Below are 16,716 nucleotides of genomic sequence, written 5' to 3' on the forward strand. Positions count from 1 at the left end.
TTAGTTTTCGGTGTGCGATGCTGTTTCTGGTTGCTCAATTGGTATTTCAATGATAAACTCTGCTCCTTTCCCAACCGAGGAGTGACAGTGGATGTTTCCTTGATGTTTGTTTACCACAATTTGATGGCTAATAGATAATCCCAGTCCACTCCCTTTTCCCACAGGCTTTGTTGTAAAGAACGGATCGAATAAGTGCGTTCGCACTGACTCATCCATCCCAGGACCATTATCAGCAATGCTAACTCTAACTGTGTTGTTGCTTGTCAGTTGAGTTTGAATGTGAATTGTAGGGCAGTGGGAAACGGGCAATGGGCTATGGGCATCGGAAGTTATTTCCATGCCCCATGCCCCATGCCCCATGCCCCGATCTAAAGCATCAATCGCATTACTTATGATGTGCATAAACACCTGATTGAGATCGCTAGGATAACAATTCACTAAAGGCAAACTACTGTATTCTCTTGTAACATTAATACCGGGACGATGCTCTGTTTCTTTCAGTCGATGCTGTAACATGATAATGGTACTGTCTATACCTTCATGGATATTGACTGGCTTCATCTCAGCTTCATCAAGTCTGGAAAAGTTTTGTAGCGCCAGTACTATTTGACGGATGCGATCGGCACCCCTATACAGAGCACCCATCAACTTTTGCACATCATTCATCAAGAAATTTAAGTCTATATCCTGAACTGTTTGCTGAATTTTTGGTGTATGATTTGGATACTCTTCATGATAAACTTCCACCACATTAATTAATTGTTGCACGTACTGCCTAACATACTCAATATTTCCATAAATTAAACTGATGGGATTGTTAACTTCGTGGGCAATTCCAGCAACCATCTGTCCCAATGCTGCCATTTTCTCATTTTGGATCTGCTGAACTTGAGCAACTTTTAATTCGTCAAGGGTTTTTTGTAACAATAAATTTTGTTCTTTCAGTTTATGCTGGAGAAAACGTAAATTGATTTGATTTTCAATCCGCAATAACACTTCTGCTCCATGGAAAGGTTTAGTGATGTAGTCTACACCTCCAACGTCAAAAGCTTTTACCTTATCCAATACATCATCCAAAGCACTAATGAAAATCACTGGAATATCATACGTTCTTTCATCAACTTTGAGTTGCTTGCAAACTTCATAACCATCCATTCCGGGCATATTAATATCAAGCAGAATAACATCCGGCAAAACCATCTGACAGGCAGTTAATGCCATTTTACCATTCAAAGCTTTACGAACTTCATAACCTTGTGCTGTTAGCATTGCAGATAACAGACGTAGGTTATCCGGTGTATCATCAACAACTAAAATATTGGCTTTGTATTCTTGATTTAAATGCATTTTTTAAAATTAGACTTTTAACGATTGGAGGAGCTAAAACTGTTTTCCACGCAACTAGCTTGAAACAGGGAGTAGGGAATAGGGAGTAGGGAGTGGCAAATACGTAATTTTACCTTATAGTTCCTCCTTTTTACTACTCTTCACTCAAAGAACCTTCCTCCTCAAAGATATACTGTTTATTCCAACATTTAATTTCTCCTGCGATCGAAAGATTTCCGGAGCAATTTTTCCGGGCAACAGGTACACAAGCACAATATCCGTTACGTCCCTGTAGTTTCGCTTGGTAAAGGGCCTTATCACTAGCGGCAATAAGGGTTTCCGGTAAAGACGGATTCACGGGAACTTTAGTTGCTATACCCATACTTAAGGTAATATAATTTTTCACAAAAGACGAAGAATGTGGAATTTTTAGTTCTTTTACCCGTAGCCTAACATTTTCCGCCACGCGTACTGCTCCATGAAAATTTGTATTGGGTAAAACAACAGCAAACTCTTCTCCTCCATAACGAGCTACCAAATCAGCAGGACGCCTGACTGCATAGTGAATAGCCCGAGCCACTTTCCTCAAACAATCATCACCTGCTACGTGACCGTAAGTATCGTTGTAAGATTTAAAACAGTCTATATCGCACAAAATAAAAGAAAGGGGTAGCTGCTCTCGTGCTGATCTCTGCCATTCTCGTTGCAAGTAATCGTCTAGAAAACGGCGGTTGGAAACTTGTGTTAAACTGTCTACCCAAACCAACTCTCGCAGTTTGTCGTTAGCTGTTTGTAAGGCAGATTCAACTTGAACGCGTTTTTCTATTTCTGATAACAACAAAGCATTTTGCTCTGAAAGCTTTTGGTTGGTTTCTCGAAGTTCCCTCTGTAATCTTTGAATAGTCAGTTGATTGTGTACCCGTGCAATGACCTCTTCAAACTGAAATGGTTTGGTAATGTAGTCTGCACCACCAACTTTAATTCCTTTAACTTTATCTAAGACATCATCTAAAATACTGATAAAAATCACAGGTATATTGCAGTTGAGTGGATCGGCTTTTAATCTTTCGCACACCTCATAGCCATCCATTTCAGGCATATTAATATCTAGCAAAATAAGATCTGGTGGCAAGGTCTTGACGGCAGTTAAAGCCATTTGACCGTTCAGGGCTTTACGAACATGATACCCCTCTTTTGCTAAAATAGTCGATAATACGCGCAAGTTATCAAGCTGGTCATCAACTATTAGAATACTGCCATAATTAGATGTTGATGGATCTTGATTCATATGTTGTCCTTTTATTTACCATTGAGGTACTGCGGCAATCAGATCTAGAGCTAACTCTGGGTCTACTGCTTTAGAAAATAGATAACCTTGAGCAAGATCGCAGTTCATGCTTCGTAGCTGGGCTAATTGTTCGGGAGTTTCTACACCTTCTGCGATCGCATTCATTCCCATAGAATGGGCAATACCAATCGTTGCGGGTACAAGTCCCATGTTCTGTTGATTCTCCTGCATTCGGCGGACAAAGGATTTGTCAATCTTAAGGGCATGAAAAGGAAAGCTGTGTAAATAACTCAATGAGGAGTACCCAGTCCCAAAATCATCCATAATTAACCTAATCTTCCTGTCTTTTAACTGCTGAAGAATTATTTTTAGTGTCTCAGTATTTTCCATGATGACACTTTCTGTAATTTCTAGCTGCAAACAGGCAGGATTGACTTGAGTTTCATCAAGAATTTTGTCAACCGCTGTTACAATATCAAGATGGGAAAACAAACCTGCTGACAAATTCACGCTCATTGTGAGAGAAGTCTCTGTTTTCGGGTGATTTTGCCAAATGCGTAATTGATAGCAAGCCGATTGTAAAACCCAAGTGTCAATAGCCCCAATCAAACCCGTCTCTTCTGCTATGGGTACAAACACAGTAGGAGGAATTAGCCCACGAACGGGATGCTGCCAGCGTACAAGGGCTTCAAACCCAGAAATTCTACCGGTTTTTAGGGAAACGATAGGTTGATATTGAACAAAAAACTCTTTTCGTTCTACTCCTATTCTCAGATCGTGTTCGAGTTGCAAAAGCTGCATTGCTTCTTGATGCATTGCGGGATCAAAAACGTGATATCTCCCTTTTCCTAAAGCCTTTGCACGATACATTGCCGTATCAGCATCCCTTAACAGATATTCTGGCTGTTCGTAGTGGCTCTCTCCCCAAATAATACCAATACTGGCATTAATAAAGACTTCATGTCTGGATAACTGAAAAGCCACTGATAATTGCTGTAAAACAGCATTAGCAGCATTAATAGCCATGCGAATATCTGTTATCTTTTCTAAAAGAATCGCAAACTCATCACCACCAAATCGTGCTAATGTATCTTTGGGATTGAGGGATGCTTGCAAGCGACGGGCGATCGCAATTAGCAATTCATCCCCGACAAAATGACCGAGAGAATCATTGACAATTTTAAAGCGATCGCAATCCAAAAAAAGTACGGCAAACCCATAATCAGACTCAAGTTTTGCACGTTGAAGTGCTTTCTCTAACTTTTTAATAAACAGAGTGCGATTGGGTAACTTAGTCAAAGGATCGTGCAATGCCATCTCCAGGAGTTTGCTTTGCAGGTGTTTGCGTCTCTTCATTTCCTGCTGTAGCTTGTTTACAGATGTTTCCAGCTCGCTTGTGCGCTCTTTAACTTTGTGTTCCAACTTGGTATTCAGGTTCAAAATTTCTTGTTGCGCCGTTCTCAAAGCCAGTTGACTTTGTACCCGCACAACAAGTTCTTCCAATTCAAAGGGTTTGGTAATATAGTCCACACCACCAACACCAAAAGCTTTTACTTTATCAAACACATCCCCCAAAGCACTCATAAAAATCACTGGAATATCAGCAGTGATGTCTAAAGTTTTCAATCTCTGACAAACTTCATATCCATCCACCTCTGGCATCATAATGTCGAGTAAAATTAAATCGGGTAACACAGTTTTACAAGCCATTAAAGCCATTTGCCAGTTCAGTGCTTTGCGAACACTATATCCTTGCTTGGTAAGAATTGATGACAAAACACGCAGGTTATCTGCTGTATCATCAATAATTAAGATATCTTTTTGATTGGTAACCTTATTCAAAACTAATTTTTCGTAACTCATGGGATTTTCACTCTAGCCTGTTACTTAATTCTCTCAAGTCATCATAATTTACCCAATCCCAGAAAACCCCGAAGTCGATATGAAGAGAACAAGAAAGACAAAGGTAGCTACATCATAAAAAAACCCAAGCTTGAAAACAGAAGCTTGGGTAAAATTTTGAACTGTTAGTTGGGGGGCAATTTTCAGATTATGTAGTCTGGGTAATACTGCAAGAGCTGAGAATTTTAGCTTTGTTGGGTTGAGCACGAGCGAAACCCAACAAATGCTCTAGATGTTGGGTTTCGTTCCTCAACCCAACCTACGTGTTTTGGAATTTATGTCTTAACCAAGTAGTATTGGTAGTCTGGGGAATGTACTGGCTAGGAGGCCAATAACACAAGTAACACAAGTAACACAAGAGTGTAATGTGGTTCTATACCTTAAAAGCTGTCAGGCGTTCTACCATTAACCACTAACCTCTAACCACTAACAACTAATTGTTATATAACTCTTTTTTATCTATTCCCCCAATTTGATTGAGAGGCCAGAAGCGAAGTACCGCACGACCAATAATATTTTCACGGGGAACAACACCCCAGCAACGACTATCGTAACTGCTGTTACGGTTATCTCCTAATACTAAGTATGAATCATTTGGTATCGTAACGGGTTGGGATAAGAAAGGAGGTTGTTGACCGGATGTACAAACGTCAACAACAGTACGCTGACCATCTGTCACGTACTGTTGCTCTGGTAAAGGCTTACCATTGATATACACTTTACCGCTCTTGAGTTCTACCTTTTCTCCAGGTAGGGCAATTACACGCTTGATAAAAGCGTCTTGATATTGTTCTTTTTGCAGTTCTTTTGTAGGAGAAAATACTACAATATCGCCTCGCTTCGGCTCAGAAAATTTGTAGCCTAATTTATCCACAATAATTTTGTCTGCTTCCCACTGATTTGGGGAACCGTGTAAAGTCGGTTCCATAGAACCAGAGGGAATCCAACGAGCTTCAGCAACAAAGGTACGAATTCCCAAGGCGAGAACAACGCTTAAAACTATTGTCCTACCTAGTTCTGCGATCCAAGAATTATTGGGCTGTTGATGGCTAGAGTTGTTATCAGACACTTGATTTTGCATGAAAGTACTAGAGTGATAGCTTATAAAAAGCAGAGGAGCTATTGATCCGAGCTGGGATGTTGTATTGGTTTATCTTAACTTTACAAAAAGGGAGAGGGTAGAAAGAAACAAATTCATACACTAACTCATAGTTTAAGAAATATTAACTTTTTTGTAACGAAGAACACAATACTCCCGCTCGTAGTTCAACCAAGTTTAACCTATATGGATGGTGATCTGTCACGCTTAGCTCTCGTTATAACCCAGCTGACCGCTTCTAGAAAGTTACAAACCCATGCCATTGACCGCAAGTAGTTTGCTAATTCGTCGTGCTCGCATCGTTCTACCTACTGGTGAATTGCTAGTGGGTGATGTGTTGACGAGCGATCGCACAATAGTTGAGGTGGCTCCAGAGATTACAAAGGCAACCCCTACCAGAGAAATTGACGCAGAAGGGTTAACTTTGTTGCCAGGAGTCATCGATCCACAAGTACATTTTCGGGAACCGGGACTTGAATATAAGGAAGACTTATTTACAGCAAGTTGTGCTTGTGCTAAAGGGGGAGTGACTTCATTTTTAGAAATGCCAAATACACGCCCGCCAACAATTAGCCAGTATGCACTAGATGACAAGTTACAGCGAGCATCCCAAAAGAGCCTGGTGAATTATGGATTTTTTATAGGAGCAACAGCAGACAATCTTCCAGATTTACTATTAGCAAAGCCGACACCAGGAATCAAAATTTTCATGGGGTCGATGCACGGTTCATTACTGGTTGACCAAGACGCTGCACTAGAGGCAATTTTTGCCAAAGGAGACCGATTAATTGCTGTTCATGCAGAAGACCAAGCCAGAATACAACAGCGAAGAGCAGAATTTGCTGGTATTCATGACCCCGCAATTCATTCTCAAATCCAAGATAACCAAGCAGCATTACTAGCAACCCAGCAAGCATTAAAGCTTTCTAAAAAATATCAACGTCGCCTGCATATTCTGCATATGTCAACAGCAGAAGAAGCAGAGTTGTTGCGTCAAGACAAACCCAGTTGGGTAACAGCAGAAGTCACGCCGCAGCACTTATTGTTGAATACAGATGCTTACGCCAAGGTAGGAACAAGAGCACAAATGAACCCGCCTTTGCGATCGCATCACGATAACGAAGTTCTTTGGCAAGCCTTACGCGATGGTATTATCGATTTCATTGCCACAGACCACGCGCCACATACTTTAGAAGAAAAAGCGCAAGAATACCCGAAGACTCCCTCTGGAATGCCCGGAGTAGAAACCTCCCTTCCTTTAATGCTAACAGCCGCAGTAGACGGGAAATGTACTGTTGCCCAAGTGGCAAACTGGATGTCTCAAGCTGTAGCTAAAGCATATTCTATTCCCAACAAAGGAGTGATCGCACCCGGTTACGACGCCGATTTAGTCCTAGTAGATTTAAACACATACCATCCAGTACGCCCAGAAGAACTATTAACTAAGTGCGGTTGGAGTCCCTTTGAAGGTTGGAATCTAACAGGATGGCCCGTTGTGACAATTGTAGGTGGTCAAACTGTTTATGAAAAAGGCAAGTTGTACACAGAAGTCCGAGGTCAAGCATTAACGTTTAATCAATAGTTATTTGTTAGTGGTTAGTGGTTAGTGGTTAGTGGTTAGTGGTCATTGGTCATTGGTTACTGGTCACTGGTCACTGACCTATCAGTAAATCCTTTAATAAACTGTTCGCAGTTAACATTTTCTGATACGTAAGTGTATTTTATACAGACTTCATGAAATCTTGATAAAAAACTACTGAGTCTTTGTTTACATAAGTAGAGGAACCAGTCAGTAACATGACTGGTGAAATATCTACCTACGGAGAATATTTGTAAACAATACTTGGTAAAAACAATGACAATGCTAGCTAATTACGACGAACGTGGAAGTGGCAGAATTGACCAGCATACATATGCAGGCAATAGTATGACGGAAAACCAGCGCCTTGCTTGGATTTTCATACCCACAGCTAAAAAGGCTGGCGTTGCTTGGTTTGAGTCTTTCTCTGGATATTAAGTAAGAGTTAGGTACAACAACATAGTTAACTTGTAACTCGAGGTCTTTAGTAAAATACTCGCTAAATTCCATCGCGAATTACAAATTAGCTCCCAATAGTTCCTTCGACACAATACAATTGTGTGTTGCGATCGCGGCTTGACGACTGCCGTCATTTTCATAAGTCAGATTAACTATTATATAACTATCTGGCTTATATGGCAATCGTTCAGCCCACTCAATTGCCACAATTCCTGGTGTGACCTCAACACCTTCCCAATAAGTTTCCAGATTTAAAGCAGCCACTTCCTTTGGTTCTAAACGATATAGATCGAGGTGATACAGAGGGATACGTCCTTCCGTGTATTCATTAATCAGGGTGAAAGTAGGGCTAACAATAGGTTCGGGAATACCCAAACCTTCACCTAGACCTTGTACTAGGGTTGTTTTACCTGCACCTAAATCACCCTGTAGTAAAATAATGCTTCCAGCATCTAAAGATTGACCGAGTGCAATACCGAGTTTGCGTGTTGCCGTAGTATTTGACAAAGAAATTTTCATAAATGGCTAATGGCTAATGGCTAATGGCTAATGGCTAATGGCTAATGGCTAATGGCTTCTAAACAATTAGCAATTAGCAATTAGCAATTAGCAACTATCCAATACCTATTTCCCTTGATGTGCTCCACTGTACCAACGCCATAACACTTTTGCCAGTCGTTGGGGATTGTGGCGCACGCAACCTGTTTCATCTTCATGCATGACATTTGCCAGAACTATTCGCCGCCCTAACATTGTGACTTCTTCTCGGTCAAGAAAAACGGGATGGGAGTTTTGTTGGGCATAACGGACAAGTGCGCGAGGAGTGGGAGATTTTTTATGTACGAGTACGGCGTTAAATAGGGGTTTTCCACATGCAGCATCAATGGCTCGAATGTGATCGGCAACAGTGTAATCTTGAGTTTCCCCCGGTTGAGTCATGATGTTACAAACATAAATACGGGGTGCTTCAGAAGCTGCGATCGCATCAGCAATTTCTGGGACTAGCAGATTGGGAATTACGCTAGTGAAAAGACTGCCGGGACCCATAATAATATAGTCAGCTTCTTTGATTGCCTTAATAGCGGCTGGTAAAGCTGGGGGATGGGCGGGGGTACAGCCAATTTTGACAATATGACCTCCGGCGGCGGTGATATTAGATTCACCCTCAATTCGACGACCATCAGACAATTCTGCCCAAAGGCGAACATCACTGAGAGTTGCTGGCAAAACTTGTCCTCGGATAGCTAAGACTTTAGAACTAGCTGCGATCGCCCGTTCGAGATCGCCAGTAATATCACTGAGTGCTGTTAAGAACAGATTCCCAAAACTGTGACCTGTCAATCCATCCCCTGCTTTAAAACGATATTGAAACAGTTCAGTTAACAACTTTTCTTCATCAGCGAGTGCAGCCAAGCAGTTACGAATATCACCTGGTGGTAGAACACCAATTTCCCGACGCAACCGCCCCGAAGAACCGCCATCGTCTGCAACAGTCACAATAGCGGTGATGTTAGCGCTGTAAACCTTAAGTCCTCGAAGTAATGTAGAAAGACCGGTACCACCGCCAATTGTGACAATTTTTGGGCCTCGGTACAATCGACGATGTGCCAGCAAGACATCAATAAGTTCTTCATCGCCTTCTGGTCTGAGGACTTCAGTAATTGAACCTACTGTCCGGCTTTGTCCCCATAAAAGCAAGAGCAAGCCGCACAACAAAACCAAAGGACCGCTGATGTAGTACGGTACAATATTGGTGATTGCTCCCAGAAAGCTCCGAATCAACTCAATTGCCCAAAAAATTGGCGTTAGTCTAACCCAAATAGCAAGACCCAAACTTGCTAGCAGTACGCCCCCAACGCTGATGAGCAACCATCGTTTGATCGATAATCCAGGGGACAACCACTTGAACCACTGATTAACCCGATGGGAAGTGCGACGGCGCGACTGCTTTTGCAGGGCGTTGAGGGCTTGTCTGAGAAAACCAATTGACATACCACAAAAAGGAGCAGTGCTACTAACAACAATGAATAACAGAAAATGTACACCACCTGGTTTTTTCCCGAATGTGGAATTGTGACATTTTGCCATCCCATTAGACCAAAACAGAGTAGTCAAAGTTGCCAGTGTGCCGACTTATTTTCCTCTGGTTATAGAGAAACAACAAGTGAATGGAACAGCGAATTTTAGGGCTAGATCCCGGACTGGCAAGTTTGGGATTCGGCGCGATTATATGCCAAAAAAATCAAACTAAGGGGCAACAAGAATCAGTAAATTTACTAGATTTTGGTGTTATCAGTACCCCAGCGAGTATGGAGTTAGGACAACGACTATGTATGATATACGACGATCTGCACACCCTGATTGGGGAATATAAACCAGAATTAGTGGCTATTGAGAAGTTCTTCTTCTATCGTATGGCAAATACGATCCTCGTGGCACAAGCACGGGGTGTTGTGTTGTTAGTTCTTGCACAGCATAAGTTACCGATTGTGGAGTTTACACCCGCTCAAATTAAACAAGCGCTTACTGGGTATGGGAATGCAGAGAAACAAGAGGTTCAAGCAGCCGTGGCGCACGAGTTGAACTTGGATTATGTTCCCCGCCCCGATGATGCTGCAGATGCGTTGGCTGTGGCGTTGACTGGGTGGTTTCAGATTTAGATTGAGTGATTAGAAATCACGGCTATACAAACGAAGTCCGCCTGCGCGGACTAAATTATCAAGAGGGCTGCGAACCTCATGCTCGTTTAACAATTTTATAAACTCTTTGAAATCCTGGTTCAGCATGATACTTCCATTGATGAAATTCGCGACGGATGGTTTCTAAAGCAGCAAGCCTCACAGCGTAGGGTTGGCTTCGCCAATAAGCCACGTCTGACGTTGAAGATTTTAAGTTGGTTTTATTGACAACGATTGAACGCTTTTCAAATCTAGTAGGTTCCGAAGTAACCATGTGATAGTTGATAGTCTGCTACACATATCTTTTACTTTTGAAATGCACGAAATTTAGTCTTAACCCAAGTTAAGAGTTATCGTAATCCGAGTGCATATCAATCCAGAAATTAGTACACTCGCCCATGTTCTGTTTGATAAACTCAGTATTTGACAAGTAAACCAAATCTATATAAGGCTGTTTTATAATAATACTAAATCAATTTTTCTGGTTCTTCAGTACTTGTTATGCAAAACTAACAAGTACTGAAGAGGGAACAGGGAACAGGGAACAGGGAACAGTGAAGAAAGGAAAAAGGGAAAAAGGGAGGAGAGAGCATTATTCTAGCTTCTTAATAAGAGCAATAATCATGCGACTTTCTTCTCGTAGCAAAAAAATAATCGGTTCTATCTCTTCATGTTTAGATAGTCCGACCCGGTGAGATAGAATAACGTGTGTTTCTAATTCATTAACCGAGCCTTGAGCAATATTAAGAAATCTAATGTATTCAGTTGTTGACCTTCTTCCATATCCTTCGGCTATATTAGCTGGAATAGATACAGCGGATTTCCTAATTTGTTGTACCATGCCATATAACTCGTCTTTAGGGAAAGATTTAGTCAAAAAATAGCATTTTTCGGCTATATCCATACCTTTTTGCCAAATTTTTAAATCTTGAAAATCATGGATTTCAGACATTGACAACTCTCTATTGTTCAAAAACTAATGAAAACTAAACTAACAATTAAACGACCAATTTAATAAGCACCGAACCCGGAAGTTATCAAAGTTTCTAAATCCAGTCCTCTGCACGTTTAATTAGCTTAAGTTTGTTATTAATGCCTTCAACAGCACCACTAGTCGTCCTGTTATCAAAGTAGGCAATTATTTCATCAAACCAGCGAAGGATTGTATTATAACTATTAGGAAAATGTTTTTTTGCCTTTGATAACCACATCCCTAGTTTAAATAATCCGTCATACCAATTATTTGTCGTTTCAAAAATTTGTCGAATTTCCTCTTTTAATTCATGCATGATTTTTAGACTAGGAGACACTTGTTTTACTTCAATTAATTTATCTTGTTGGACTTGACTTAGCTCTTTTTCATTTTTAAGTAAGACATATTTACTTTTTATAAGTCCTTGTAGTATTTTTTCACTGTCTACTTTATCTTGGGGATATTTGGCTTGTTTAATAACTGACTCTATCTGATTCTTTTCTTTCTTCCTTTGTGTATCTATTTCCTTATTTATCTGTATCATTACATGAAATCTATCAGCTACTAATTGCGCGTTAGGCATTAATTCTTTCACTAAGTTTTTGTATCCTTGCCATAAATCTATACTCACTTCTTCAATTTTATCTAAAACCTCCGAACCCCACTCAATTAAGATTTTTTTCACGACTTCTTGTGTCCGTCCACGTAACATCGCTATGAGTTTAGATGTATCCAAATCTATTAAAACCGCACAGTAATTTCCATGACCTTTCACCAGAGCTATTTCATCGATTCCAAGTCTTTTTAACCCTAAAGGTTTTGATGAAGATATTTCAGTAGATGCATCTTTCAGCATTCTTTCTATTTCTTCTGTCGTCACAATCCCTTTAGATGCGACACTGTGTATGTCATTTTCTAAAACGTCTTGTATTATTTTCTGGGCTAATCTTTTTGTATAAGTTCTTTTTCGATTCACGAAATTTAAGTCTTCACTAAAAGGTTTTTTACATGAATCACATTTGAATTGTCTTCTGTTTATTTCTAAAAAGACTGGTTTTTCTCCAAAGGGCAAGTCTTTCACTATGTATCGATGATTTTGATGTAATCTATGACTTGAGTTTCCACAACGTGGACAAATACTATATGATGACGTTGGTTCCGTCTGGAGTATCAGTCCAATCCCATCATGAAGCCGATGCGATATGACTTTTACCCCTTCTATACCCAGAATCTCTGTCAGAGCTTTAATGCCTTTTTTCCTTACCATGACCATCACACTTCCAACAGTATCATCAGACAAAGCAAGCAGAAAACTTCGTTCCTTTCCTCACTGTTCCCTGTTCCCTGTTCCCTGTTCCCTCTTCAGTACTTGTTATTTTAGCATAACAAGTACTGAAGAACCAGAAATATACTCTATCGGTAATTTATCTCCCTTAAAACCGGATGGTTCTTCATCAAGATGACGTTGGATTGTTGGGAGTTTTGACACGGCTCTCCATTGCATTTGGGTGATAGGATACTTGCCCATAAAGAAAGGAGTAACAGTGACTATATGTTGGGGACGTTCATCTTCTTGGGATGCTTCTTCATCTTGTGATGCTCCCATTTGAAACTTACCCTCTGGGATGGAAACCATCTCTAGAACAACACCACCACCCAAATTTTCTATAAAATACTCAGCCTGTTTACGGGAACGCTTATTTTCTCTTCCATCTACATCTACAGTCACCACTTCAAACTCAAAAGTTGCGAGCGCTGGTTTAGCTGTAGATGGAAGTAGTTGCGTTTCTGAATTGGGTGTCGTGACAACGTTTTTATCTGTAGTCTGAGATGATAAATTAGACGGGAGAAATATTTGAGAATTTTGCTGAGGTAATTTTTCTATACCAATAGTGCGAACTAACTCCGGTAATAGTTCTCGAAAAACAGCCTTAATTGTTTCAGCATCTGCACCTTGGTACAGATCGCCAAAGTGAACTTCGCCCCCAGTTATTTGTCCAATATTAGTGTTGAACTTGCCATCCTGAGAAACGTATTGCAAGGTACTACCGCTAATTTTCAGCGATCGCCTGAGCAGGGTAATTTCCTCTTCATCTCGAATACCTGCAAGAATGCGGTCAAGAATTGCAACTAATTCATCAGGGGTGGTAGTCATATCTCACCCATTTTTTGCTTGTTATATTTTAAGAGATGTTCTGTGTGGTGGAAACTTAAAAGATGCTTTAAAAGCCGATTACCCACTTTCTCAACAGTTATTATCACACCATTCATCTCTATCTCTGTCAGCAAATGCCTAAACCTGATGAATTGATTGTAATTTTTGATCGTATCCTCACAGGTAATTACTCCCAAGAGGATGCAGCGACACTACGACAGTGGCTTAGAGTTAGTAGTCTGCAATTTGTTTCTCAGGATGGCAAATTTAACACCATTATTGGACAAGTGCAGGGAGGGGATATTCACATTGGCGCTCGCCACTACCAAGGAACCGATGCCGAGTCTATCCGAGCCATACTGCAAGAGGTACTCTCTCCGCAAACCTGCCCAATAGAAATTGACTGGCATAATATCAGTCGAGTGATAATGAAAGAGCAGCTGGAGCTGGATCTTACCACCAACATACTAACCCGTGACGGAGGCATCACCTACAGTACGAAGCAAGTGTATGTGCCCCTAGGACTGGTGGAGCGGAAAAAGCAGACCAGGCGAGGGGAGGATGTTTTGCCAGACCAAGGTTCAGCCTTGTATGAAGAGATAGAAATTACTAAATGTTTTGAACACAAGCAGTTTCTCGACCAAGTCCTGGGGCAAGGGAAAAGCCCTAAAAGTTGGGGTAAGCGTATTGCCATCATTGGTGAACCGGGAGCAGGAAAGACGACACTGTTACAGCAGATTGCCCAATGGGTGACCCAGCAGATAGAGGGAGCAATTGCCATTTGGGTGTCGCTAGCAGATTTGCGGGGACAAGAACTAGAGCCGTATTTGTTAGAACGATGGCTGCAAAAGGTTGCCCGACAGTTGGGACAAGCGGAAGCCTCTGGACGAGTTCAGGATGCCTTCGTTTCCCAGTTTCAGCAGAAGCGAGTGTGGCTGTTGCTGGATGGGGCGGATGAAATGCAGGTGTCATCCGGCAATCCCTTGGGAGAGATTTCGCGGCAGCTTAGGATGGGAGGCTTACTCTCACAGGCGCGAATTGTACTTACCAGTCGGTTGAATCTGTGGGATAGCAATCGCAATGCACTACATACGTTTGATACCTATCGCACGCTCGAGTTTTGCTATCCACAACAAGTAGAGCAGTTTATTGGGCAGTGGTTTAGTTTAATACCAGAGCCGCAGATAGAACAGGGGAGGCGATTATGTGCAGCACTCAAGGCACCAGGAAAGGGGCGGATTCGGGATTTGGTGAAGAACCCACTGCGACTGAGCCTGCTGTGTTTTAACTGGTATTTAAGGGAAGGGAAGTTACCAGAAACTAAGACAGAACTTTATCATCAGTTTGTTGAGGATTTTTATGATTGGAAGCGGGAGCAGTTTCATACAAAGCCCGAACAGAGCAGACAATTAAACACAAAGTTGGGAGAGTTGGCACGGGAGGCAATTGATAGGGAATCAATACGCTTTCGGTTACGGCATGACTTTGTTTGTGAGTTTTTGGGTACTCCAGATGAGCCAGAATCATTCTTTCAGTTGGCGTTGGAGTTAGGATGGCTGAATAAAGTTGGAGTTGATGTCGAGAATCCCCGAAAGCCAGTTTATGCGTTCTTGCATCCCACTTTTCAGGAATATTTTGCGGCATTAGCAATTGATGATTGGCACTTTTTACTCAATCATTTTCCAAAAAATCCCGCTCACCCTGATGCCAGTTATCGAATTTTTGAACCGTATTGGAAAGAAGTTTTTTTGCTTTGGATAGGACAAAAAAATATTAATGAAAATCAAAAAAAATCCTTGATTGAAGCTTTAGTTGATTTTGACGATATGTGTGAAAACTTTTATGGATATCGCGCCTATTTTCTAGCATCTGTTGGTATTACAGAATTTAAGAAATCTAATAAAGCTGATGAAATTATCAATAAGGTAATTCAATTAACTCTAGAGGAATCTTCAGTGATTTCACAAGAGGCGAAAATAGCACTGTTAGAAACAGATCGTGAACGGGTAGTCAATGCTTTTTCTTGTCTGCTAGATAATGTTGTTCTACCCCAGGTTAAGCGTAAAGTGGCTATGGAGTTAGGCAGAGTTGAGCCAGGTCATCCCAAAGCAGTTGCAACTTTGTCTTCTCTTTTAGATGAAAATGACCTACATTATTTTGAACGTAGCGATCTCGCTCAAGATTTAGGTGAAGTTGATCCAGGAAATCCGAAAGCAATTGCAGCTTTAATTCAAATGTTATATATCGAGCAGGATGAGGATTGGTGGACATGTAATGGTAGAGGTGAAGTTGGTGATGGCAGCCAAGTAGATTTTGCATTTTCTATCATGTTCGCTGCGGCTGGCTTGGAAAGAATTGGCAATGATAATAAGCAGGTTATTAAGGCTCTACTTGATGTTTTGACAAAAAGCAAAATTTTAGATATTAATTATCGAGTCATCCAGAGCCTTGGAAAATTAGATTTATCACTTGCTTTAATGATATTAAATCCAGCATTGGCACAGAGCAAAAGTGAACAAGATGATTTAAGGATTTCTGAAGTATTAGGAAAAATCGATCCTGATAGTTGGAAAGTGATTAGAGTACTTCTAAGATTGTTGCTAAGTGAGGATGAGGACATAAGAATAGAGGCTCTCAGGAGCCTAGGGGAAGTTGGTAGAAATATGCCAGAAGCAGTTGCCTGCCATAAAGCTATTGCTACTGTAATTAGTCTGTTTGAGAGTGAGAAGTGGAAATATTTTCACAATGAGATTGCACTATGTCTGGGGAAAATTGGTAATGGTCCGGTTGTAATTAAAACTTTGGCATCCTTGTTAAAGGACAGTCAAGATGAACTAACACGTTTTCAAGCAGCAGTTGCTTTAAAGCAAGTTGATTCCGAACATGAGGAGGCTACAAATTTTTTGATTGACTTAATTTTTAGTTATAAAAATCAAAATTTTTCTGGGGAGCTTCAAATGGTTGTTGAAAGCCTAAAACAAACTCGCCAAAGTGCAAAACTTGCGAAAATAGTTACTAATTTACACAAACTTATAGATAGCAATTCTGGTAGAGAAAACTCAGAAATTTACGCGGTGTGCTTTGAGATTATTTGGTACTGTGCTCAAAAATTATCCTATCCAGTATTTTATCGAGCTTGGAACTATTAACTTATACCTTACTAGAAGAAAAAGGGGCATGGATACCATACAAAATCATCCTTGCTCACCCGATTTTATTTGCTCATTGGTAGATAGCATTTGGCACGTTACATATAA

At 40.8% G+C, this 16,716-nt stretch carries 13 protein-coding genes and 1 pseudogene; 4 read left to right on the top strand and 10 right to left on the bottom strand.

Annotated features, from left to right (window positions below; genetic code table 11):
- The 4 genes from F7734_RS19480 to lepB all read right to left on the bottom strand — a co-directional run bounded on the left by F7734_RS19480 (window position 1) and on the right by lepB (window position 5,597).
- Window positions 1-1,347, bottom strand: coding sequence for a response regulator (locus F7734_RS19480; RefSeq protein ID WP_155746225.1), 1,347 nt, complete (start codon window positions 1,345-1,347; stop codon window positions 1-3).
- A gap of 133 nt (window positions 1,348-1,480) precedes the next feature.
- Window positions 1,481-2,614 (bottom strand): PleD family two-component system response regulator, encoded by a 1,134-nt coding sequence (locus F7734_RS19485; RefSeq protein ID WP_155746226.1) that lies wholly within the window; start codon window positions 2,612-2,614, stop codon window positions 1,481-1,483.
- Between the two features lie 15 nt (window positions 2,615-2,629).
- A complete protein-coding gene (locus F7734_RS19490) occupies window positions 2,630-4,477 on the bottom strand; it encodes an EAL domain-containing response regulator (RefSeq protein WP_155746227.1) in 1,848 nt (615 codons plus the stop codon).
- Window positions 4,478-4,949: 472 nt separating this feature from the next.
- Window positions 4,950-5,597, bottom strand: a complete 648-nt coding sequence (lepB, locus tag F7734_RS19495) for a signal peptidase I (RefSeq protein ID WP_155746228.1) — start codon at window positions 5,595-5,597, stop codon at window positions 4,950-4,952.
- Window positions 5,598-5,871: 274 nt separating this feature from the next.
- Here lepB and F7734_RS19500 point away from each other — a divergent pair, with 274 nt between their 5' ends.
- Together F7734_RS19500 and F7734_RS19505 are read left to right on the top strand one after the other, a co-directional pair.
- Window positions 5,872-7,197, top strand: a complete 1,326-nt coding sequence (locus F7734_RS19500; protein ID WP_155746229.1) for a dihydroorotase — start codon at window positions 5,872-5,874, stop codon at window positions 7,195-7,197.
- Between the two features lie 273 nt (window positions 7,198-7,470).
- Window positions 7,471-7,632, top strand: a complete 162-nt coding sequence (locus tag F7734_RS19505) for a hypothetical protein (RefSeq protein WP_155746230.1) — start codon at window positions 7,471-7,473, stop codon at window positions 7,630-7,632.
- A gap of 78 nt (window positions 7,633-7,710) precedes the next feature.
- On the opposite strand, the gene tsaE is transcribed toward F7734_RS19505, so the two are convergent.
- Together tsaE and F7734_RS19515 are read right to left on the bottom strand one after the other, a co-directional pair.
- Window positions 7,711-8,172, bottom strand: coding sequence for a tRNA (adenosine(37)-N6)-threonylcarbamoyltransferase complex ATPase subunit type 1 TsaE (gene tsaE / locus F7734_RS19510; protein ID WP_155746231.1), 462 nt, complete (start codon window positions 8,170-8,172; stop codon window positions 7,711-7,713).
- A 105-nt stretch (window positions 8,173-8,277) separates the two neighbouring features.
- Window positions 8,278-9,645: a gluconeogenesis factor YvcK family protein gene (locus tag F7734_RS19515; RefSeq protein ID WP_155746265.1), complete on the bottom strand. Its 1,368-nt coding sequence runs from the start codon at window positions 9,643-9,645 to the stop codon at window positions 8,278-8,280.
- Window positions 9,646-9,821: 176 nt separating this feature from the next.
- Here F7734_RS19515 and ruvC point away from each other — a divergent pair, with 176 nt between their 5' ends.
- Window positions 9,822-10,313: a crossover junction endodeoxyribonuclease RuvC gene (gene ruvC / locus F7734_RS19520; RefSeq protein ID WP_155746232.1), complete on the top strand. Its 492-nt coding sequence runs from the start codon at window positions 9,822-9,824 to the stop codon at window positions 10,311-10,313.
- A gap of 76 nt (window positions 10,314-10,389) precedes the next feature.
- Here ruvC and F7734_RS19525 read toward each other — a convergent pair whose 3' ends face one another.
- The 4 genes and pseudogenes from F7734_RS19525 to F7734_RS19535 form a co-directional block, all read right to left on the bottom strand.
- Window positions 10,390-10,605 (bottom strand): toxin secretion, membrane fusion protein, encoded by a 216-nt coding sequence (locus F7734_RS19525; protein WP_155746233.1) that lies wholly within the window; start codon window positions 10,603-10,605, stop codon window positions 10,390-10,392.
- 318 nt (window positions 10,606-10,923) lie between these two features.
- Window positions 10,924-11,283 carry a four helix bundle protein gene (locus F7734_RS62115; RefSeq protein ID WP_207714148.1) on the bottom strand — a complete coding sequence of 120 codons (360 nt, stop codon included), beginning with the start codon at window positions 11,281-11,283 and terminating at the stop codon, window positions 10,924-10,926.
- 39 nt (window positions 11,284-11,322) lie between these two features.
- A pseudogene (locus F7734_RS19530) lies at window positions 11,323-12,553 on the bottom strand (ISL3 family transposase).
- A 123-nt stretch (window positions 12,554-12,676) separates the two neighbouring features.
- Window positions 12,677-13,459: an SUMF1/EgtB/PvdO family nonheme iron enzyme gene (locus F7734_RS19535; protein WP_155746234.1), complete on the bottom strand. Its 783-nt coding sequence runs from the start codon at window positions 13,457-13,459 to the stop codon at window positions 12,677-12,679.
- Window positions 13,460-13,593: 134 nt separating this feature from the next.
- Here F7734_RS19535 and F7734_RS19540 point away from each other — a divergent pair, with 134 nt between their 5' ends.
- Complete coding sequence (locus F7734_RS19540; RefSeq protein WP_155746235.1) at window positions 13,594-16,608, top strand: HEAT repeat domain-containing protein; 3,015 nt, start codon at window positions 13,594-13,596, stop codon at window positions 16,606-16,608.
- Window positions 16,609-16,716 lie beyond the last annotated feature (108 nt).

Source organism: Scytonema sp. UIC 10036 (assembly GCF_009725235.1).